General features: G+C 36.5%; 13 protein-coding genes and 4 tRNA genes. 10 read left to right on the plus strand and 7 right to left on the minus strand.

Going from position 1 to position 21,390, the window contains the following annotated elements; all coding sequences use genetic code 11:
- Positions 1 to 567 precede the first annotated feature (567 nt).
- The gene (locus AC6ER8_RS03670) at positions 568 to 2,151 is read right to left on the minus strand and encodes a TerC family protein (RefSeq protein ID WP_497079415.1); all 1,584 of its coding nucleotides are present in this window, start codon (positions 2,149 to 2,151) and stop codon (positions 568 to 570) included.
- Positions 2,152 to 2,587: 436 nt separating this feature from the next.
- Here AC6ER8_RS03670 and AC6ER8_RS03675 point away from each other — a divergent pair.
- A tRNA-Lys gene (locus AC6ER8_RS03675) sits at positions 2,588 to 2,663 on the plus strand.
- Between the two features lie 589 nt (positions 2,664 to 3,252).
- Here the strand turns inward: AC6ER8_RS03675 and AC6ER8_RS03680 are convergent.
- The 4 genes from AC6ER8_RS03680 to AC6ER8_RS03695 all read right to left on the minus strand — a co-directional run bounded on the left by AC6ER8_RS03680 (position 3,253) and on the right by AC6ER8_RS03695 (position 9,043).
- On the minus strand, positions 3,253 to 4,206 hold the full coding sequence (locus AC6ER8_RS03680; RefSeq protein WP_497079417.1) for a lysylphosphatidylglycerol synthase transmembrane domain-containing protein: 954 nt from the start codon (positions 4,204 to 4,206) through the stop codon (positions 3,253 to 3,255).
- Positions 4,207 to 4,230: 24 nt separating this feature from the next.
- Positions 4,231 to 5,973, minus strand: coding sequence for a cation:proton antiporter domain-containing protein (locus AC6ER8_RS03685; RefSeq protein ID WP_497079419.1), 1,743 nt, complete (start codon positions 5,971 to 5,973; stop codon positions 4,231 to 4,233).
- 95 nt (positions 5,974 to 6,068) lie between these two features.
- A complete protein-coding gene (secD, locus tag AC6ER8_RS03690; RefSeq protein WP_497079421.1) occupies positions 6,069 to 8,573 on the minus strand; it encodes a protein translocase subunit SecD in 2,505 nt (834 codons plus the stop codon).
- A 92-nt stretch (positions 8,574 to 8,665) separates the two neighbouring features.
- The gene (locus AC6ER8_RS03695; protein WP_497079423.1) at positions 8,666 to 9,043 is read right to left on the minus strand and encodes a hypothetical protein; all 378 of its coding nucleotides are present in this window, start codon (positions 9,041 to 9,043) and stop codon (positions 8,666 to 8,668) included.
- Positions 9,044 to 9,222: 179 nt separating this feature from the next.
- Here AC6ER8_RS03695 and AC6ER8_RS03700 point away from each other — a divergent pair, with 179 nt between their 5' ends.
- The 3 genes from AC6ER8_RS03700 to AC6ER8_RS03710 all read left to right on the plus strand — a co-directional run bounded on the left by AC6ER8_RS03700 (position 9,223) and on the right by AC6ER8_RS03710 (position 13,349).
- Positions 9,223 to 11,598: a mechanosensitive ion channel domain-containing protein gene (locus tag AC6ER8_RS03700; RefSeq protein ID WP_497079425.1), complete on the plus strand. Its 2,376-nt coding sequence runs from the start codon at positions 9,223 to 9,225 to the stop codon at positions 11,596 to 11,598.
- Positions 11,592 to 11,864, plus strand: a complete 273-nt coding sequence (locus AC6ER8_RS03705; RefSeq protein ID WP_497079427.1) for a hypothetical protein — start codon at positions 11,592 to 11,594, stop codon at positions 11,862 to 11,864. The genes AC6ER8_RS03700 and AC6ER8_RS03705 overlap by 7 nt, the downstream gene beginning before the upstream one ends.
- Before the next feature lie 573 nt (positions 11,865 to 12,437).
- The gene (locus AC6ER8_RS03710) at positions 12,438 to 13,349 is read left to right on the plus strand and encodes an outer membrane protein (protein ID WP_497079429.1); all 912 of its coding nucleotides are present in this window, start codon (positions 12,438 to 12,440) and stop codon (positions 13,347 to 13,349) included.
- Positions 13,350 to 13,690: 341 nt separating this feature from the next.
- Here AC6ER8_RS03710 and AC6ER8_RS03715 read toward each other — a convergent pair.
- A tRNA-Leu gene (locus tag AC6ER8_RS03715) sits at positions 13,691 to 13,776 on the minus strand.
- A gap of 157 nt (positions 13,777 to 13,933) precedes the next feature.
- Here AC6ER8_RS03715 and ilvA point away from each other — a divergent pair.
- The 3 genes from ilvA to AC6ER8_RS03730 all read left to right on the plus strand — a co-directional run bounded on the left by ilvA (position 13,934) and on the right by AC6ER8_RS03730 (position 17,433).
- Positions 13,934 to 15,199 carry a threonine ammonia-lyase IlvA gene (gene ilvA, locus AC6ER8_RS03720; RefSeq protein WP_497079431.1) on the plus strand — a complete coding sequence of 422 codons (1,266 nt, stop codon included), beginning with the start codon at positions 13,934 to 13,936 and terminating at the stop codon, positions 15,197 to 15,199.
- A 35-nt stretch (positions 15,200 to 15,234) separates the two neighbouring features.
- Positions 15,235 to 15,765, plus strand: coding sequence for a hypothetical protein (locus AC6ER8_RS03725; RefSeq protein ID WP_497079432.1), 531 nt, complete (start codon positions 15,235 to 15,237; stop codon positions 15,763 to 15,765).
- A 252-nt stretch (positions 15,766 to 16,017) separates the two neighbouring features.
- Positions 16,018 to 17,433 carry a DEAD/DEAH box helicase gene (locus AC6ER8_RS03730; RefSeq protein WP_497079589.1) on the plus strand — a complete coding sequence of 472 codons (1,416 nt, stop codon included), beginning with the start codon at positions 16,018 to 16,020 and terminating at the stop codon, positions 17,431 to 17,433.
- A 1,343-nt stretch (positions 17,434 to 18,776) separates the two neighbouring features.
- Here the strand turns inward: AC6ER8_RS03730 and AC6ER8_RS03735 are convergent.
- Positions 18,777 to 18,851, minus strand: a tRNA-Asn gene (locus AC6ER8_RS03735).
- 195 nt (positions 18,852 to 19,046) lie between these two features.
- Here AC6ER8_RS03735 and AC6ER8_RS03740 point away from each other — a divergent pair.
- From AC6ER8_RS03740 to AC6ER8_RS03750, 3 genes are all read left to right on the plus strand, one after another.
- Positions 19,047 to 19,120: transfer RNA gene (locus AC6ER8_RS03740), tRNA-Cys, on the plus strand.
- A gap of 215 nt (positions 19,121 to 19,335) precedes the next feature.
- Positions 19,336 to 20,010 (plus strand): protein-L-isoaspartate O-methyltransferase family protein, encoded by a 675-nt coding sequence (locus AC6ER8_RS03745; protein WP_497079434.1) that lies wholly within the window; start codon positions 19,336 to 19,338, stop codon positions 20,008 to 20,010.
- A gap of 33 nt (positions 20,011 to 20,043) precedes the next feature.
- Positions 20,044 to 21,369 carry a TolC family outer membrane protein gene (locus AC6ER8_RS03750; protein ID WP_497079591.1) on the plus strand — a complete coding sequence of 442 codons (1,326 nt, stop codon included), beginning with the start codon at positions 20,044 to 20,046 and terminating at the stop codon, positions 21,367 to 21,369.
- The last annotated feature ends 21 nt before the right edge of the window (positions 21,370 to 21,390 follow it).

Below are 21,390 nucleotides of genomic sequence, written 5' to 3' on the forward strand. Positions count from 1 at the left end.
TATGTTGTTTTTGCTAAATCACGAGCTCTTTCATCTATACAAGAAGAAGGAGGTTAGTAAATTCAATACCGTATTTCTTAGCTCTTTGTCATTTACTTGCTCATAACTGATACCAAATTGTCTTGCTCTTCTTAATATTTATGCAATTTCTTGGCTGTTTTCTCTGTTATTTTAGCATATTAGACCAATAAGACATTCATCAGAATTTCATCAGGAAAGCTGTTTTCATCAGTGAAGAGAACTCGTCAGTGGGGGCAATCTGACGTTTGGCAAAAGCTTGATTGATGTGAGGGTGATGGAGTATTTTAATAAAAAATGATAAATCATCATTATAAATCAATATGTTGTATAAAGTCATTATTTTTTAAGATTAATGATCATTTACAACTCATTTTGCACTATTTTCTCTTTTAGCGCACTTCGCAAATTATCAATGAAAAATCTTTGTACTGGAAACGCGTTGATAATTTAACTTTTGTCTACCCATTATTTTAAGCTGTAAAAAATATAAAATAGAGATAATACAATTTCTTTTCATTTTCTAATCATTAAGATTTTTTATCTACTTTATGGATTAAAGAATGAGCTTTTTTCTGGTAGCATAAGTGGAGAAATAAGAACTTTAGATATGTTACGGCGTTCCATTTCAATCACTTTAAAGCGCAAACCCTCCGTTTCAAAACTTTCTCCCTCATTCGGTAAATGACCAAACTGCCAAAGCATAAAGCCTGCTAGAGTCGTATAACGGTCTGCTTCATCAACAAGATTTCGTCCAAGATAACCACTTAAACGGCGGATATCGGCATATCCTTCTACAAGAAGATTGCCATTTTCAAGTTGTTCTGCAATCATGAGTTCTTCATCATCATCAGGAAAGTCTCCTGCAATAGCCTCAAGAATATCGGTTGGTGTTGCAATACCTTCAAAAGATCCATGCTCATCAACAATAATTGCCAGCTGAATTGAAGAATGACGTAATTGCTCCATCAATCGTAAAACACTTGTGTTTTCATGAACCACAAGGGGTTCTCGCATTGCTTTTTTCCAATTAATTTTTTTACCTTCCGCCAAATTCAAAAGAAGATCTTTTGTTAACGCAACGCCAACAAATTCATCCACTTTTTCACGCGCAAGAATTAAGCGGCTATGTTTAACCTTTTGTAACTCTTCACGCATTTCATTTTCGTTAGCATTTAAATCTAACCACTCAATCTCATTTCGCGGTGACATGATAGAGCGAACAGGACGATCAGCTAAATCGAGAACACCACGAATCATCTCCTTTTCTTCTGGTCTAAATAACTCAGAAGTTGCGGTCTGTTCAGCAATGACATCTACAGTTTCAGCAAGATGACTATCTTTACTTCCCCCTCCTAAAAGCCTTAAAACAGCATCGGCTGTTTTACTGCGTAGATCATTCGTTGTTATCATTTTTTCACGATTACGACGTCCAATTTGGTTAAAAGCTTCTATGAGAACAGAAAAACCAATAGCAGCGTACAAATACCCTTTTGGAATATGAAAACCAAACCCTTCAACAATGAGCGAAAAACCGATCATCATCAAAAATCCAAGACAAAGGATGACTATGGTGGGATGACGATTAATAAAACGCATAAGAGGGCCAGAGCCACACATCATGACTCCCATAGCAGCAATGACTGCAATGTACATAACCGCTGCCTGTTCTTTTGCAATCATACCTGTTGCGGTAATAATACTATCGAGTGAAAAAACCGCATCCAGCACCACGACTTGAACAATGACTTGCCAAAAAACAGCATAAGCAACACCTGTTTTTCTTTCATGCGATACCCCTTCTAACCTTTCATGTAATTCTAATGTTCCCTTTGCGAGTAAAAAGGCTCCACCACCAATTAAAATAAAGCTATGCCAACTAAAGTCAAAAGATGAAAGTGAAAGAATTATTGTATCGAGTCTCATAACCCATCCAATAATAGTCAGAAGGAAAAGTCGCATAATTAATGCTAAAGTAAGACCTATCAAGCGTGCGCGGTCACGCAAATGCAGCGGCAATTTTTCAGCTAAAATTGCAATAAAGATAAGGTTATCTATTCCTAAAACAATTTCGAGAAAAACCAACGTGATCAAACCAAACCACGCATGGGGATCAGTGATCCATTCCATCATTTCTCACCTTTTAAAAGCTTAAAAGCGCGCAATTGATAAAAAAAATTCATGGGCTCTTATTCGTATATTCGATCATGAACATTGAATGTAAAAAAACTTACATTCAGTGTAAAAAACAACAAAATATTACTTAAGTGCATATGATTATTGATAAAACAAAAGGACGCCTCATCTTGTTTACAATGACAAGAAGGTTCCTCTAAATTTTGCTCGGGCATTATGCTCGATAATCCTCCAACTGTAGATTCTGTATAACAATCAGAACATTTATTTATAGAGCTTCTTATAATGGGTTTATTTTTATATAAGATCAAGTGGTGAATACCATATTTTAATCTTACAGACAATGAAGGCGATATAAAAGCAATAAAATATCTAGACATCTCCCCCTAGGAGCGTTATAGAAACGCTCATTCTTATCTTTTGGGAAGCTTATGGGTGATTAGCTCAGTCGGTAGAGCAGCTGACTCTTAATCAGCGGGTCGTGGGTTCGATCCCCTCATCACCCACCATTTGATTTTACTATAAGTAGTTTATTGAGTGCGTGAAATTTTTTAAGACATAAAAGGCTAAATGAAATTCGGGAGTAGGAGTAGGCTTACACCACTACACGCTTTTTTCTAACCTCCAGTGTTATCCCAAAAAATCTTGGCACTTGAGACTGACTCCTCATAAGAGGCATTTAAAGTTCTTTCTTATACAGTTTTCCGACATAAGGCTCTTTTCGCTTATAATATGCAAGCGATGGTTCTGATTGATTCAACGCAGGAGAGATTTGAAATGAGAGAATCTTACGGTATTTAAGATTATAACTCAAATTGAATAAAGATAAATTATAATTTATAAATCAATATGTTATGTTTTATAAAAACAATGATCTTCTACACGGATGAACATTTAAAGTTTTATGGGCATCCTTTTGAAAAAAATAGACAAATATTCCTTTATTTTTACTTAAGATATGCCTCTTAATAAAAGGGAAATTTCAAGTTTGCAGATAAATAGAAATAACGATTATATCATTTTATACATGTAACTGAAATTCGGCATACTCATCTCATTTATAGACACATAAAAAGAATCTACTGATAGATTTTTAATTTATTTAGGTGGCGTTTTAGGCGTTCTGTTCCAATATTGTTGCGTTTCAAAAATGGCGACCACAAATAATGAAATGATGAGTGGTATGATCAAATAAAGTATTCTAAAGACAATAAGTGCTGCGATAACATCGGTCGGATTTGTATTAGGCATGCCCGTTATGAAGAGTGCTTCAAGAACGCCTACGCCGCCTGCTGGAGCGTTAGAAAGAAGCGTTATCGTAAAAGATGCTAGGAAAACACCAAGAACAGAAATAAAATGAATATCTGCATTATAGGGGAGGACAGCATATATAATTCCAGCTGCTCCTAAAAGCTCTAGGGGGCTAATGAGAAGCTGTTGAATGACAATTTTTAACCGTGGATAGGAAAGCTGAATTTTCTTTCCCAAACGTAAGGGTTTCAATTGAAGCCAGCTACCAAACGTATAAAGTGCTATGAAACTGAGGAGAACTGCTCCGACTGTCGTTCCAAGCCATTGAGGAAGCTCTTCATGAATGAGAGAGATAATTTCAGGTTGCAGAATTAAAACGATCCCTAACAGCAAGATTGTGCCGATTACAAAGGTAAAAGAGCAAAAACCCACTAATATTGCGATTTCTGTTCCATTTAATCCCTTCATTTTATAAGCACGATAACGCACGACGGCACCAGAAAAAACTGAAGCACCAATATTGTGTGAAAGAGCGTAAGTTGTAAATGAACATATAGCAATAAAAACCCAAGAAATTTTATGGCCTAGATGTTGTAAGGCAATACGATCATATCCAGCAAGAGCAGCATAAGCAAGCAGAGAACATAAACAGGCTAATAACCAGTGCTGTGCATTTAAATCGCTCAAACGTTCCAATACATCCCCAAACGAAATGGCAGAGAGCTTTATATAAAGAATCCGAATAGATATCAGCATTGCTAAGATACCAATTAAGGGCCATATAAATTGCTTTATTTTCACGCTTCTTTATCCATTTTATGTTTTTTATAAACTTTCATGATTGTGCATATTCTTTACAGACCTTTGTTCCGTTATATGCTCTATAATGCCATTGGCAATTTCCTCATCATCCGTTACTACAACATCAGCACCTAAATCAATGAGGTAAGCTGTTTCTGTATCGGATAATGCATGTGTGATTATCTGGATATCCTTCTTCATATCACGTATATTTACGATACATTCTCCGACTTCAATGGTACTTCGCATTGTAATAACAACTTTCTCTGCATGACTGATATTTGCTGCATTCATTATTTCGTGTTGAATAATATTGCCGCAAATAGCTTCAAAACCATCTAAAATGGCCTTATCAGCGAGGCGTTTTGATTCTTCCACAATCACTATAGGTTTATCACTATTTATTAAAGATAATGCAACACACTGACCAATACGACCATAGCCAATAATGACGATATGGTTATTTTTTAAAGTCACTGGTAAAAAATCTTGGTCAGGATCTTGTGGATCAATATCAATAATTGTTTGGGTATTTTGTGAAGAAGCAGAAAGTTTTTCTAGGTGTTTTTTAATTTTATTACAGGCAATAAAAACAAGAGGATTGAGCAAAATAGAAAAAATTGCCCCTCCAAGAATTAAATCGTGAGCGTCATTGTTTAACAATCCTAAGCTTAAACTTAAGCCAGCAAGAATAAAGGAAAATTCTCCGATTTGAGCGAGGCTTGCCGAAATCGTCAAAGCTGTTGCATTCGAATAGCGAAAAGCTTTAACGATGAAAAAGGCAACAGCAGATTTTCCAATGACGATAATGAATAAGGTAGCTAAGAGAGGAAAAAAATGAGTCAAGAGTTTTTCTGGATCAAATAACATGCCTACAGAAACAAAAAAGAGAACAGAAAAAGCGTCGCGCAGTGGTAAGGATTCTTCAGCAGCACGGTGACTTAATTCTGATTCGCTCATGACCATACCGGCAAAAAAAGCACCAAGAGAAAGAGAAACACCAAATAAATGAGCCGCTCCGAAAGCTACGCCTAGAGCAATAGCAAAGACACTAAGGCGGAATAACTCACGTGATCCTGATTGTGCGCTCATTTTTAAAAGCCATGGGATAATGCGTCGTCCAATGATGAGCATCAGTGCGATAAATATAATCACTTTCAGGATGGTAAGACCAAAAATACCCCAAATACTTAAATCTAACCATTGAACGAGAGGGTCCAAGGCCTCTTTATTTGTATTGTTGAGGATGCTTGCCAAGGATGGGATGAGGACAAGTATAAGGACCATTGCTAAATCTTCAATAATCAACCATCCAACGGCAATGCGGCCTTTTTCTGTTTCAATAAGATGACGCTCTTGCAAAGCACGTAGCAGGATAACAGTACTTGCTATGGATAAAGCAAGACCAAAGATCAAACTCCCGCTGAAGTCCCATCCCATAATCAGACCAAGACATAAGCCTAGAAAAGTAGAAAATGCCATTTGTGCAATAGCTGCGGGGACAGCAATCGCTTTGACAGATAAAAGATCTTTTAAGGAAAAGTGTAACCCAACACCAAACATGAGCAAAATAATACCAATTTCAGCAAGTTGGCTGATAATAACGGAATCTATTTTAAATCCACCTGTATTGGGCCCCACAATAACACCGGCTAATAAGTAGCCGACGAGAGGGGAAATTCGCAAACGGCTAGCAATCATTCCCAAGAGAAATGCTAAACATAAACCGGCAACAATAGTTGTGATAAGAGGCGTGTCATGGAGCATAGATTATTGACTATTCTTGATCAAAAAACAAATGAATAAAAATGACTAATATTTCTATGAGAGGAGTGATGGATTATATGCATTTTTATTTCACTTTAAGTATTTACACGATTATTTCGTTTACGCCACCAGTTTCCTAGCAGAAGTAAAATGGGAGCAGCAATAAAGATAGAAGATGATGTTGCAACAATAATCCCAAAGACCATGGGTACTGCAAAATTATGAACGGCACTTCCACCCCATATTGCCATAGGAAGCATAGCAAGAATTGTTGTGGCCGATGTAAAAAAACAACGGACAAGAACCTGATTAATGGACAGATCAATGAGTTCACGCAACGGCATTTTTTTATAAAGACGCATATTTTCACGCATTCTATCATAGACGACGACCTTATCATTGATAGAATATCCAACAATTGTTAAGAGTGCCGCGATGGCTGTTAAATTAAAATCAAATTGAAATAAAGCAAAAAAACCAATCATTTTTGTGGTGTCTAGAATGAGTGTGACAATGGCACCAATGGCAAAGAACCATTCAAAGCGTAACCATATATAGAGAGTCATGGCAATCGCGGCAAGAATAACAGCCGTAAAAGCCGCTGTGGCAAGCTCGCCTGAAATTTTAGGGCCAACAACTTCTATTTGGTCAAATGTGGTATCGGGATAGATCTTTTGTACAGCTGTTTTGACCTTATCAATGGCGATAGTTTGTTGTGCTTCACTACCACTTTGTTTCTGCATGCGAATGAGTACGGTATTTTCGTTATCAATATTTTGCAGGGTAATTTCACCAATATTAAGAGTAGAAAGCTTGGAACGCAGAGTTGCTAAGTCTGCTGGTGCTTTTGTGGTAATACTCATTTGGCTCCCGCCAATGAAATCAATGCCGAAATTCAAGCCAGGTTTAAAGAAGAGAAAAACCGAAGCAACTGATAAAACGATTGAGACACCAATACCCAAAAAGCGTGCTTTCATAAAGTGGAAAGTTGTATTTTCGGGGAGAATGTTGAAAGCAGAGTGAATATGCAATTTTTTAATTTTCCATTTACGAACAATCCAAATCATAATGATGCGTACAATGGTGATATTTGTGAACATGGAGATGATAATACCAAGCAACATGGTTACGGCAAAACCACGAACGGGACCGGTACCAAACCAAAACAGTAAAACAGTCGCTATAATTGCCGTAACATTGGCATCAACAATGGTTGCAAAAGCCTGTTTAAAACCACGATCTAGAGCTGCAAAAGCACTCATACCTTTTCGACTTTCTTCACGGATACGTTCATTGATGAGAATATTCGCATCAACGGCAATACCGATACCTAAGATAATACCAGCAATACCAGGTAGGGTCAGTGTTGCTCCGAGGAGACTGAGGGCTGCAAATGTTAAAATCGTGTGGAGCGCTAGTGCTATATTGGCAATGAGTCCCCAAATCCGGTAGAGAAGAAAAATAAAAATTGCGACAAGTATAAAACCGATTATGCCGGTGTAAAGTCCCATTTGGATAGCATCAGCACCAAGATTTGGACCTACGGTTCTCTCTTCAATGACTGTGAGTGGGGCAGGGAGAGAGCCAGCACGGAGTAGTGCGGCGAGAGTTGAGGCTTCTTTGGGGTCAAAGTTTCCTGTAATTTGACCTTGGCCATTGGGAATGACACCATTGATAATAGGAGCGGTTAAAACCTTATGATCAAGAACAATGGCAAAAGGGCGGTTAATATTTTGTCGTGTTATATCGGCAAATATTTTTGCACCAGTAGAATCTAGCGTAAATGAAATAATAGAACGTCCGGGCATTTGCGGATCAAAACCTGCACGGGCATCTTTTAGGACATTTCCATCTAAAGCGATTTGATCATAAATCGCAAAATGTTGCGTTTCATCCGTATATCCAGGAAGAATAGAAACACCTATAGGAGGATTATTGAGGTCCACATTAGAGGGAACAAGATGAAAACTCATCTTAGCAGTCGTGCCTAAAAGATCTCGCAGTTGTTTTGGATCTTGTAAGCCTGGTAATTGGACCATAATACGATCATTTCCAACCTTTTGGATTGCGGGTTCTGAAACCCCCACTTGATCAATACGGCGACGGATGATTTCTAAGCTTTGTTCAATAGCGTTGCTTATACGATCTTTTATTCCCGCTTGAGTTAATGTGACACGGAGCATTTCATTTTCAGCGCTGATCGTGATGTTAGGTTCTGTCGTACCAAAGCTACTATGGATGGGGGTTATTAATGTTTTTAAAGCAGAGAGTGCTTTTTCAGTTTGTGTAGGATCAGAAATAAGAGCAATAACACTATCTTCGACGATACGCACACTTGAGGTACGGATTTGTTTTTCACGCAATGTATTGCGCACATTGCTTAAAACAATGTGTAATTGATCGCGTTTTAACGTTTTGCTATCAACCTCGAGCAAGAGAGAAGAGCCTCCTTGCAGATCAAGACCAAGGGCGACACGAGTATTGGGTAAGAATTTAGAATTTTTAACTTGTTCGTGTGAAAATAAATTGGGTAAGGCAATATAAATGCTACTTAAAAGAATAAAGCAATAAAGGGTAGTTAACCAACCAGGTGTACGCATGATATATTCCGCTAATAGGGCAATCTAACAGTGATTCAAAGTTAAAAGCACAAATAAAATAAGATAATTGTTTTATAATTCAAGGAGGAGGATTAGGGAGAGCAATTGGGAGGAGCACGTTTATTGGAGAAATATTGCGTTTGAAGATCACGAAGTCTTGCATAATTAACTGGAGTTTCTGTTAAAAAGAAACCTAATGTGAGAGTTTTTCGAAAGGTCTTCATAGAAATAGATTCTGTGTGGAGTGTTACACGTTTTTTGGTTTCAATTGTTGCAACATTCAACTGATCACACTTGTTTTGTGAAATAAATCTATTCGTTTTAATGATATTACTGTTGTGTGATTGTTTAATTAAAGAAGCACGCGTTCCTAAGTTGCTTGTCAAAAATACACCCAAGCTGGATAGAAAAATCCACGTTGTAAAAGGGAGAAGATTTTCTTTTTTGCAAGAGAGGTGCAAAAAAAACATGCGAGAGTGCCTTCTTTAATCTTAATGGCGTTTAACTTACGACTATTCTTTTCTCTTCTTACCAGTATTATAGGATAAGGGAAAGCTTTTATAAGATTATTCTACAAAAGTTGAAAATATCTGCTTTATACATATTTAAAAAGAGGGTATAAAATCCTTTTTGTGTATATAAGGTCGATATGTATTCATTTTGTAGAAAAAACACCCCTATATTTTTCCTTCTTTTGGGGATCATTTTTGTTTTTAATTCTGGTGCCTGGGGAAATAGGGGAGCGCAACATACAATTATCGAACAAACAATAGCTTCTTATTCAGTTGATGAAATTATTCAACAACAACAGTTGATTATTGATAACCTTGAAGAAAATACTGAAACTTTAAAAAGAGACTTTGAGAAAAAATCAGAAAACGAACGTGCTTTAGAAGAATTGCGCTTACGTGCCCAAGATATCAGTGGACGGGCTATTAAGGCGGCATTTATTTTGCGTTCTCCTCTTAATGAAATCAATACACTTCTTGATCAATTAACTGAGCTCCACCACGACGTCAAAAAACTGGAGAATTCAGTGAAGGAATATTCTTACTTAATAGAGCAAAAAGCTAAAATTAACAGTATTATGCTTCAGTTTGAGGAAATATTCTTGGCGACAAATAGAATAGCTGAACTTTCTATTTCTCAATCTCGTGAGCTTTTTAAACGCACACTTACCGATAGGTTTGAGTTTTCGATCCCGATGGTTAAACATCTGGTCCAAAAAACAAAAGAGGCTTCATCAGACTTTCTTTTACTGTTGAGCTCTTGGTGGAATTTTATCTTTTATTTCAAGCTATTGCATCTATTTCTTTGCTTTTTGATTCCACTTTTTATCACTTTGGGACTTTCATATTTTGCTCATAAGATTCTTGTCCATGTGTATGACCATTTTATCAAGTCTAACGAGGAAATATCTTATTTACAACGCTTATTGATTGCCTTTATTTCAGTTCTCCTTCCTTCGCTTGTCTGTATTCTTTGCGTTTATCTTGTGTTGTTTTTATTTCGTCAGTTTAACTTAGATCCAGGCAAGCTTACACCAGTTTTTGATATGATCGGTTGTCAAATTATTTTAGTCTTTTTAATCAATCGTTTATCGGTTGTTCTTTTATCATCGAATATGCCCCATATACGTCTTTTCAATATTGCACCATCGTCTGCTTATCAATTGGTGATTTTGCTGACTGCTTTAGGGGCTGTTTTGGCATTTGATGCTGTTTTTGATAGTATTTATCAAATTATTTCAGCGCCTCTCTCTTTGACAATTGCTAAAAGTTTTCTTGCTGTTTTCTTTGTCGCGATCTTACTGTTTACAATAGCATTTGTGCCTTTGCGATTTAGACGTCAATCTTTTCAACGAGAGAAAGGAGAAGCATATTTTTGGCCATTTTATATACGCATTCCTTTTATTGGCTTGGGATTATTGCTCTTTGTGTTGATTTTTTTAGGCTATGTTGGTCTCGCGCGTTTTATTATGCAGCAGATTATGATTAGTGGAGCATTTTTAATTCTCATGTATTTAGGCATAAAAAGCGCCCAAGCAATTGGAACTAAAGGCCAATTTATGAAAACAACAGTTGGTTATCTTTTAATGCAGAGGTTTCACTTAGAAGAAAAGGCGATGAATCAGTTGGGAATTGTTGTGAGCATTTTTCTCAATTTGTTTGTTGTTGTATTTTGTGCGATGCCAATTGCTGTACAATTTGGATTTTCTTATTCTGATTTGAAAGCAGTTTTGTGGCAATCAGTAACCGGTTTTCAGATCGGAAATATGACTATTTCTTTGATTTCTCTTATCACAGGAATTGTTTCTTTTGGTGTCTGTTGGTTTCTTATTCGCCAATTCATTGGTTGGTTAGATCATGTGGTGTTGGCCCATGGAGAATTCGATTCTGGTATCCGTAACTCTATCAAAACAGTGATAAGTTATGGAGGCGTTGTTGTGTCTGCTTTGATAGGATTATCAATGGCAGGTTTGGATCTTAGAAATTTTGCTCTTATTGCTGGAGGACTTTCACTTGGTATCGGTTTTGGTTTACAGAATATTGTGCAAAACTTTGTCTCTGGACTTATTATTTTAGTTGGAAGACCATTTAAAATAGGAGACTATATAGAATCTGGATCAGTAGGGGGGGTTGTTAAGCGTATTAGTGTGCGTGCAACAGAACTTGAGACCATTCAGCGTAAAACCATTATTATTCCCAATTCAAGTCTTATTAATAACAATGTTAGTAATTGGACACGACGTAATAAAATAGGAAGAGTTGATATTCCAGTGACTGTATTATCAAAGGTTTCTCCGGAACATGTTGCTGAAATTTTATTAGAGATTGCTTCTTCAACAGAAGGTGTCTTAAAAAATCCTATTCCACAGGTCAGTTTTACGGCATTTGATCATAAAAGCTTTTCCTTTAATTTGGCTATTTATGTGCCGAATATTACCGCACCTTCTCATATAACTAATACTCTTCGATTTGTCTTATATAAGCGTTTTGCTGAGGAAGGAATCTTAGAATGCTGAAATATACTTATGTTTTGATGACAAGTGTTCTGTTGAATATCTTTACCATAACGACTTTTGCTGCAACAGTGAAGAATAATGATTTAAAGATACACTCTCTCATTGTTGTCGAAGGAAGTATACCTTTAACATTTTCTTTAGATACACATCAAACACTAACAATTTGTATAAAGGGATGTTTTATAACTTTTCCTAATAAAGACCGTTTTGCAATAAAGGCAGATGATACTATAGAAATTAGTAGGGGAAGAGCAATTTTTAAATAAAATGATTAAGAACTCTTGTTTTGATGCAAGTTCTAGAAGGATAATAAAATTGCACGCTTTCATCACCTCATCCTTTGAAGGGGGTAGGAAAAAAGGATGATTTTAGTATAAAATAGCTATTATTTTATATATAAAATATTGATCTATATTTATAATAATTTTAATAAAGTTTACTGTTGTAAATAATAATTACATTTCTTTTAGTAAATTTAATAAGTTTTTTCATTAAAATAGACATAAATTATTTTTTGTGTTTTTTGTGATGTGTATTTTTAATGCAAAATGTTTTTATATTTAATTATTAAAAGTATATAAATAGATACTTTTATTAAATATTTATCTTTTTAAGTATTCATATTCTATTATTTTAATGTTTATTAAAATTTATTTGCTAAAATAAAATTTTGATGTCATATATATTTATATAGTTATTGTTTAAATATAACTATAAACGAGTATATGATATTTCTAGTAAATGAGTACATGCTATTTTTAGGCATAATATTTTATAAAACTTTGTTTTTCTAAATGTGATTTTTATTATATTTAAATTTAACAATGGGGTATGATTTTATGAATACAAAATTTCTAACAGCATCTGTTTTTTCTTTGATGACACCTTCTATAGTACAGGCAGCAGATGTGGTGGCTCCAGAAGAGCCAGTACATGTTGTTTCGGAAGTTGTTTCTTCTTCACCTTTTTCTTGGGCAGGTTTTTATTTTGGGGGGCAAGTTGGTGGCTTTTCCAGTAAAATTTCTGCAACAACGCGTGATGTTGATATCCCTCTTTATCCTGATGAGGGGAGTAAAAGTAAACCATGGGTTCCCGTTGAGAAGCAGTATATGCCTGAACTTTCTGGGTTTGTAGGTGGTTTATATGCCGGTGTGAATTTTGATCTCGGTAATAATTGGATTGTGGGGCTTGATACGGATATCCTTTTAACGGAAAAAAAGGATACAAAAACGAAATTTAAGGCTGAAGAATTGGATTCTGGGGCGAGCGCGGGCACTGAAGAGACTGAATCGGGCACTGAAGATACAGTAGAAGGACATGAGAAAAAGGCCAAACTTGTCAGTGGATACAGAGGCCTTCTTCGATCTGATCCGGGGAGTCAAGAAGAGAATAATAGTTTAACTTTTAATCATACATTAAAGCAAAAATGGGCTGGTGCCACACGGGTGCGTGTTGGGTTTTCTGTGGGGCGCGTGATGCCTTATCTTGCTGGTGGTGTTGCTTATGGGCAATTTGAAGATATTTTATCGACAGTTATTACCGGAGAAGAGCCTTTCAATAGGACAGAAGATGCAAAAAAAATGATGATTGGTTATACTCTCGGGGGTGGTATTGATTTTGCAATGACAGATAATCTTGTGGTACGTGCGGAATATCGTTACTCAGATTTTGGTAAAAAGAAATTTAAAGATGAGATTGAAGTTAAGTATAAGACGAATGACTTCCGTGCAGGAATAGCTTATAAGTTCTAGTTCTTATGGAAATAAAGAAGCTTAAGAGAGGTCCTATCCCTTTGATAGGGTCTCTCTCTGTTTTTTCTAATTTTATGCATTGTCAATGCTATTTCGTGGTGAGAAACGAATCTTTGATTTTGAGTGACGATGAAGAGGAAAGGAAGAGTTCCCTAGATTCTTAATGATCAAGGAGGGGTTTCTTTCGTTCACAAGGTATGGTTAACATGTTTTTTTGCAAAAAAAGGATATCTTTCACACCGTTACTATCTCATTTGATAATATCGCTATAGGCTGTAAAGAGTAAACTTAAAGATTATTTTTCTATCCAAATGATCAGAAAATAAAAAAATACGTAAAAATGGTGCGGACGGCGGGACTTGAACCCGCAAGGTCTTCGACCGGCAGATTTTAAGTCTGCTATGTTTACCGTTTTCATCACGTCCGCGATGAGAGTTCTCTCATAAGCTATATCTTTTATTGAATCAAGAATTAATAACAAAAGAAAAAAAATTCCTTTTTTAGTGAATTTGACTGACAATGGTTTTCTTTATCGCTAGAACAGCTTGTATAATATAAACAAAGCATGAAATGATCAGAGGGTTATGAGCCAATTTATTCAAAATGTCACAAAAGCTATGGTGGGATTGCATCACGTGTTTGCTGAAACACCACTTCAAAGAAATGATTTTCTAAGCCAAAAATATGATGCAGAAATTTATTTGAAGCGTGAAGATCTAACACCGGTACGATCTTATAAGATTCGTGGAGCTTTTAATTTTGTTTCAGAAATGCTGAGCAGCATATCGTCAGATTCTGTATTTGTGTGCGCTTCAGCGGGGAATCACGCGCAAGGAGTTTCTTTTGTTTGTCGTTATTTTAAACGTAAAGGCGTGATTTTTATGCCTATGACAACGCCACAACAGAAAATTGAAAAGACCCGTATTTTTGGTAAAGAATTTATTGATATCCGTTTGGTTGGTGAAACATTTGATCAATGTTATGAAGCTGCCCAATCTTTTGTTGTGGAGAGCGGTGGTGTGATGGCGCCACCTTTTGATGATATTCGCATTATTACAGGGCAGGCAACAGTGCTTTGCGAAGCTGCTTTGCAATGGAAAAAGCTTAATGGAGAAAGTGAGCCGGATTTAATGATTGTGCCGGTAGGGGGTGGGGGGTTAGCAAGTGGGGTGAGCAAGTTTTTACGTGAATATGGTTGGAATACAAAGCTTTGTTTTGTTGAGCCCCAAAGAGCAGCAAGTCTACTTGCTTGTTTGGAGAGTGGAAAACGGGTCAAATTGGAAAATATTGATACTTTTGTAGATGGGGCTGCTGTAGCTGAAATTGGTGCCCTAAACTATACAATTTTAAAGCATTTTTCTCCTGATTCTGTCATTACAGTTCCTGAAAATCGTGTTTGTTCTACGATGGTTGAAATGCTTAACGTAGAAGGGGTGGTTCTTGAACCGGCTGGTGCTTTATCGATTGATGCGCTTAACAGTATTCCTCCGCAAGAATTAAAGGGTAAAAAAGTCCTTCTTGTTATTTCAGGAGGTAATTTTGATTTTGAACGTTTGCCAGAGATTAAAGAGCGCTCTTTACGTTTCCAAGGCTTGAGAAAATATTTTATTTTTAGTTTTCCGCAACAACCTGGTGCATTACGTCATTTTCTTTCCACATTATCACCAGATGATGATATTGTGCGTTTTGAATATCTTAAAAAATCAGCGAGAAACTTTGGTTCTGTATTGGTTGCAATTGAAACGAAAAAATACAATAATTTTCATCTCTTAGAGGAGAAATTTCAAGCGTTAGGGTGGCGTTATCGTGATATTACGGATGATCAAACATTATTTGATTTTGTTATTTGAGAAATTGAAATTTTACTAAAACGAGAAGTGTAAAAATGAAATCTATTTTTTATTTTGTGCTAAGTCTCTTTTTCCTTTTTATTGTTCATCAAAAGAGTTTAGCATCTCAGCCAACAGAAGTACAAAAAGCTGAACTTTCAAGAATAGTTGTTGATGTCAATAATGCTATAAAAAGTGGGAATTTTTCGCTTATATCTGACTATATGCCTGAACGGCTTTATAAAGAGATGGCACGTCGGTTGAATACAACAGAGAATGCCTTACGTGGTGATTTTCTTCAACAGTTGCATAGGCAATTTGAGAATTTGCCTTCTGGTGCTTATTCTTTAGATAAAGAAAATATTGAGTACCTTCAAACAGATAACGGGACTTTATATGCTTTAATTCCAACGGTTCTTGAGATGAAGGATCGCTTTATTCAATATAAAACTTTAGCAATTTTTGATAAAACCCAATGGTATTTAGTTTATGGTGGTCAAAAAACTTTACAAAATCCAGTTTTTCTCGAGATTTATCCTGACTTTATTAAGGTACATTTGCCAATGGAAACAACTATTAAAAAATAAATGATTTAAATATTTTTTATCGCGATAAATGTATTTCGTAAAACCCTTGCTTTTTTATCATAATCCAAGGATAATAAGAGTGAAGGTATTTAAGTTGGTTTGTTGGCTTTTTGTAAAGTGAAATATATGCCTTTACCTTGGCTTCAAGGGGCTCATGAGTTGCGCAGATCGCTTTTCAAGCGTTGCTTTGTTTAAAATATCAAGGATTTTTCTTGCGCGGATTCTTGAGTGGAGAATTCAGCTGGTGACTTCATGGAAGTTGTTCAGCTGAGGAAAGATTTTATTTTGCCTATAAAAAAAGAAGATGTTTTTACAAAGTTAGGTTTGCCGGCTCTTTTGGTTAAAAATTTACATATTGCTGGAATCGATAAACCTAAGCCTATACAAGAACAAGCTATTCCGGTGATGTTAAAAGGGAACGATATTTTGGGTATTGCTCAGACAGGTTCTGGAAAGACCTTGGCATTTGGCTTACCTATTTTAAGTCAAATTTTAGCTTTGGGGAATAAACGCCGTCCTAAAACTGCACGCGCTTTGATTTTAGCGCCAACGCGTGAGCTTGCTGTTCAGATTGATGAAGTCATTCGTACTGTGGCGAAAGGAACGCATCTTTCGACGTGTCTTATTTTTGGTGGCATATCACGTTTAAAACAAATTAAACGTATGGAAGCCGGCGTGGATGTTTTGATAGCGACTCCAGGGCGTTTGAGAGATCTTGTTCGTGAAAAGTGTGTTGATCTTTCTCAATCTCGTTTTTTGATTTTGGATGAAGCAGATCGCATGTTGGATATGGGATTTATTCATGATGTTAAGCAAATTGCAAAGCTTTTGCATCAGGAGCATCAGACAGCCCTTTTTTCTGCGACAATGCCGAAAGAAATTACTGCACTTGCAAAGTGTTTACTCAATGATCCGGTTAAGATCGAAACTATTCCTCAAGGGACTACAGCTGTAGAAATTACACAGAAATTATATTGTGTTCCTACGCGTGAAAAAAAGGATGTTTTAAGTAAACTTTTGACAAATCCAGCTTTTGATTCGGTTATTGTTTTTACGCGAACGAAACATGGGGCTGATGCTGTCACACGTTATTTAGCAAAGATAGGTTATTTAGTTGCAACAATTCATGGGAATAAATCACAAGGTGCTCGCCAATCTGCTTTAAAAGCTTTTCGTGAAAGATCGATACAGGTTCTTGTAGCAACAGATATAGCAGCACGCGGTATTGATATCCCAAAGATAAGCCACGTTATTAATTATGATTTACCAGATGAAGCTGAAAGTTATGTCCATCGTATTGGTCGTACAGGACGCAATGGTGCATCTGGTGAAGCACTTACACTTTTTGATGAAAAGGTAGAAAGAGCTCGGTTGCGTGCTGTAGAGCGCTTGATTCGTATGAAATTAGTGTCTGAGTCTATTCCAGAACAATTTGCAGCATTTCCAGAAAAGCCGATTTTGCCAAAAAGTGGAGAAATAGAGAACAATAAAGAACGCCGTTTAAAAAAATCTAAACGTCAGAAACGGTCTTTAGATCGAAAAGATGATTCTGCACAGTTACAGCGGAAAAGTTCATCATCTCCCAATGAGAGGCATAAAAAAGCAAAAGCGGCGGCAAAGCGTGCAAAGTCCTTTCGTTTCCGCAAGTCAGTCAAGAGAGCGGCTTAATTAAAGCCCTGAAAAGAGATCATATCCTAGGAGTTTTTTTGCTTTTATCGACTTCGTCTTAATTGAAAAGAGATATACGGTATTTTCGTCACAATAAGAGAAGTTTTCAAAAGTTTTCATTTCTAAAAAATGAAAACTTTTGAATTTTTGGATTGATTAAAAAATCTTTTGCAAAGAAAGTTTCAGTGTAGAGACGATGATTTATTTGCTTCCCCTCTTTTAAAAATAGGGATAAAGATAGATTTTAATTTATATAAAAGATGCGTTTGATTTTTGATGATAACGTTTAATTTAGAAACTTGATCACCTAATGATAAGTGATTGTTTTATATATTAAATGATCCATCTCTATCGTCAAATTTTTTCATTTAAAACCCTATTTATATTGATCCCTTAAAGCTATTCATTTGCCTGTTACAGGCGAGATTGTCGTATGGATAAACATTTAAGCAATAAATAAATATTCTCTTTTAAGACATTGAAAAGGTAAGGATTATTGCTAATATCGAGCGTTAGAAAATAGTATGATGGTATAGCTTTTGTTGTCAGTAAAGATAGTGCTCATCAATGGATTTTATACTATTTACGAGAGCTTTTGTGAAACGAACTTGTGGGGATTAGGGATTAAGAGAATCTTTTAAAAATAAGCATGCAATTGCATAATATAGTGGAGAGAATGTCATGATTGGTTGAAGGATTTCTCAAGACTTTTATCCATTTCACTTGTTATCTTATTTATTTTGTAAAACACTCTTATTTAGGGACGTGATATAAAGTCTATAAAATTTTATGCATTCAGTGCTTTTATGATCGTGCGATGAATATTTAAGGCAAGGCTGTTGGTAAAGCCTATGAAGTGATTAATAGGGGAGATCCGATAGAATAAAAACGAGGCTTGTTTTTGGACGGGATTTTGCTTTTTTAAAATGACTGCTTCATGAGCATGTTTTTAAGCTTAATCGCTTTGTCGACTACTCATCATTTTTGAATTGGAAGAGGAAGATGATACAAAATATTTTTCATTTACTCATGAAGTTCCATAATTCTTTCTCATGAAAGAAATCGTAATTTAGATGTGCAAATCATTATGGTGCTCTGATGGTGCAATATAAAAAAAGTAATTTTATTGCTGCTCTTTCAAAATTAACCAATAAGAAAAAAACTGTACAATAGTTTTCATTTAAACAGAATCGATTGTTTTCTAAAGTTCATTGTAAAAAGTATATTTTGTAGGATATTGCCTTTTTATTGCAGAAATCCTATTCCCTCACTTTTATTCGTGCATCCCTTACATGAAAAAACACTAATAACGCTTAATAAGTTATATGGAGAAAAAAAGAAAGTGGCTCCCCGGGCCGGATTCGAACCAGCGACCAACCGGTTAACAGCCGGTTGCTCTACCGCTGAGCTACCGGGGAACGATGCTCAACCATTTAGCTGAACAGGCTATAGCAAAGCAAGATTGATTTGCAAAGGATAAAATTACTTTTTTTAAAAAATATGCTAAAAAATATGATAAATTGTGTAATAAGAGGAAAAAAGACGAGAGAAGATTTCTACACCTTGACGGATGCGTTGCCTTCCCTTATTGAGACCTTTATATCTGTTGATAAGGCCTTGTGGCGGAATGGTTACGCAGAGGACTGCAAATCCTTGTATCCCGGTTCGATTCCGGGCGAGGCCTCCAGCCGATTTTAAACAGAACGGCTTTTAGGGGCGGTATAGGAAAATAGATTATTTCCCTCTGCAGTTGTAAAGACATTTTTGTATGAGAGATTATACTACTAGAATCGAGTGATTGGCTGTTGTATCCTTTTTTGTAACACCCATAGTTTAAGAGATCTTAGGTCCTCATTGTTGTTGTTTTTGTTTGTTTTTGTAGGTTAGGAGAAAATAGTCGTTATGGTTGCAGATTTTGCTGAGCTTCGTCGCAAAATGGTTGACAATCAAATTCGTACAGTTGATGTAACGGATTTATCAGTTCTTGAAGCGTTTTTAACGGTATCTCGTGAGGATTTTGTCTCGGAAGATATGAAAGCATTAAGCTACCTTGATACGGATGTTGTTCTATGTCCAATGCAAGATGAGATTCCACCGCGTTACTTAATGAAGCCTGCATCTCTCGCAAAATTATTACAGCTTGCTGCTGTAAAATCATCAGATGTTGTTTTAGATATTGGTGCCAATAGTGGTTATTGTGCAGCCTTGCTTTCAAAACTTGCAGGGTCTGTGATTGCATTGGAAAGTAATAAGTCTCTTTTTGAACGTGCTCTTGAAGCGTTAGAACGTAATCAATGTGATAATGTAGTTGTCATTCATGGTTCATTAGAGTATGGATACGCTGTTGAGGGTCCTTATGATGTGATTTTTATTGAGGGATCTGTTGATTTTATTCCACAAGGTATCTTTGATCAAATGAAAGACAGTGGGCGTCTTGTTGTGGTTGAAGGGAATGGAAATGCTGCTGTGGCACGAATTTATATAAAAGAAGATGGAATCATTTCATCTCGTCGTGCTTTTAATCTCGCTGTAAAGCCTCTCCCTTGTTTTTTAAAAACACCTGATTTTGTATTTTAGTGCTTGTTTGTTTTGTGGATAAAAGATAGTTCTATTATTTATTTGGGATTTATTATTGTGTGTATTGTGTTCAAAGTAAACAAGAAGTTTCAGGCGTGTTTTTTTCTGCTCTTGAGTCTTTTACTATCAGGGACCGTTTCTGCTGAAACATTGATGGATGCCTTTTCTAAGGCTTATCAAAACAATGCTAAGTTGAATAGTGAACGGGCAGCTGTGCGTATATCCAGTGATGATGTTGTCATTGCGCGGTCAGGGTTCTTACCACAAATTGAAGGGGTTGGGAGCTATGGGCGGAGTAAATCTTTTCCAGGTTCTTATGTTACTTCTGGATCTATAGGTGTGAGATTAAATCAAAGGTTATTTGACGGTTTTATCACGCAAAATATGTTTTCTTCCGCTCAAGTTAAGTTACAAGCTCAACGGGAATATCTTCGTAATGCTGAACAAAATACCTTTCTGGAAACTGTGACGGCTTATGCTAATGTTTATCAGGCACGTCGTGTTGCCGATCTTCGGAGAGAAAATTTAGCAGCTCTTGAAGAGCAAGTTCGTTCCAATAAAGCAAAGTTTGATGTAGGTGAGGGAGGGCGTGTTGATCTTGCTCAAGCTCAAGCGGCACGCTCTGTGGCGGTTTCAGAACTGAGTCTTGCTCGTGCTGATGTAAAAGCAGCAGAGGCAGTGTATCGACAAGTTATTGGTTCGGATCCTGAAAAGTTAAAACGCCCACCTGTCGCCACAGATTTTCCTGTCAGTCTTGATATTGCTTATCAAATGAGTGTTGTGATGCACCCAGCAATCCTTTACGCTCAATATTTGGTCGATGCGAGTGGTTATAATGTAAAGGCGAAAGAAGGAGCACTGCTGCCTAAAGTTGATTTTTCTGCAACCGCATCTTATAATCGAATTTATAGCGGGGTTGGAGAAGATGGCGTTTCTAAATCAATAGGATTGTCAGTGAGTGTCCCAATCTTTGAAGGGGGGCGTACGTCTGCGCAGATTCGCCAATCGAAGGAACAGCTCGGACAGGCACAGCTTCAACTCGATTTGGCACATAGTAGTACAAGGCAAGCACTTACTTCCGCTTGGTTCCAGTTGGAGGGGGCCCGTGCATCCGTTATTGCCTACCGTGAAAGTGTTCGTGCTGCTGAAATTGCTCTTAAAGGTCGTGTTCAAGAAAATCGTGTAGGGCAGGCAACGACATTGGATGTTTTAAATTCTCGTACTCAATTAATTAATGCTCAAATTGCGCTTGCAATGGCAGAGCGTAATGCTGTTGTGGCAAGCTATACTGTTCAATCTTCTATTGGTAAATTGACTGCAAAGTATCTAGGACTAAAAACAATTCAATATATTCGATAATGCATAAAAGTAGCTCTTTTT

Source organism: Bartonella sp. SL320, assembly GCF_059687635.1.

Excerpts from the sequence above, each read along its gene's own strand:
- AC6ER8_RS03670 (WP_497079415.1), bottom strand. The coding sequence starts at position 2,151 with ATGATGGAATGGATCACTGATCCCCATGCGTGGTTTGGTTTGATCACG.
- AC6ER8_RS03685 (WP_497079419.1), bottom strand. The coding sequence starts at position 5,973 with ATGCTCCATGACACGCCTCTTATCACAACTATTGTTGCCGGTTTATGT.
- secD (WP_497079421.1), bottom strand. The coding sequence starts at position 8,573 with ATGCGTACACCTGGTTGGTTAACTACCCTTTATTGCTTTATTCTTTTA.
- AC6ER8_RS03695 (WP_497079423.1), bottom strand. The coding sequence starts at position 9,043 with ATGTTTTTTTTGCACCTCTCTTGCAAAAAAGAAAATCTTCTCCCTTTT.
- AC6ER8_RS03700 (WP_497079425.1), top strand. The coding sequence starts at position 9,223 with ATGTATTCATTTTGTAGAAAAAACACCCCTATATTTTTCCTTCTTTTG.
- AC6ER8_RS03705 (WP_497079427.1), top strand. The coding sequence starts at position 11,592 with ATGCTGAAATATACTTATGTTTTGATGACAAGTGTTCTGTTGAATATC.
- AC6ER8_RS03710 (WP_497079429.1), top strand. The coding sequence starts at position 12,438 with ATGAATACAAAATTTCTAACAGCATCTGTTTTTTCTTTGATGACACCT.
- ilvA (WP_497079431.1), top strand. The coding sequence starts at position 13,934 with ATGAGCCAATTTATTCAAAATGTCACAAAAGCTATGGTGGGATTGCAT.
- AC6ER8_RS03725 (WP_497079432.1), top strand. The coding sequence starts at position 15,235 with ATGAAATCTATTTTTTATTTTGTGCTAAGTCTCTTTTTCCTTTTTATT.
- AC6ER8_RS03730 (WP_497079589.1), top strand. The coding sequence starts at position 16,018 with ATGGAAGTTGTTCAGCTGAGGAAAGATTTTATTTTGCCTATAAAAAAA.
- AC6ER8_RS03745 (WP_497079434.1), top strand. The coding sequence starts at position 19,336 with ATGGTTGCAGATTTTGCTGAGCTTCGTCGCAAAATGGTTGACAATCAA.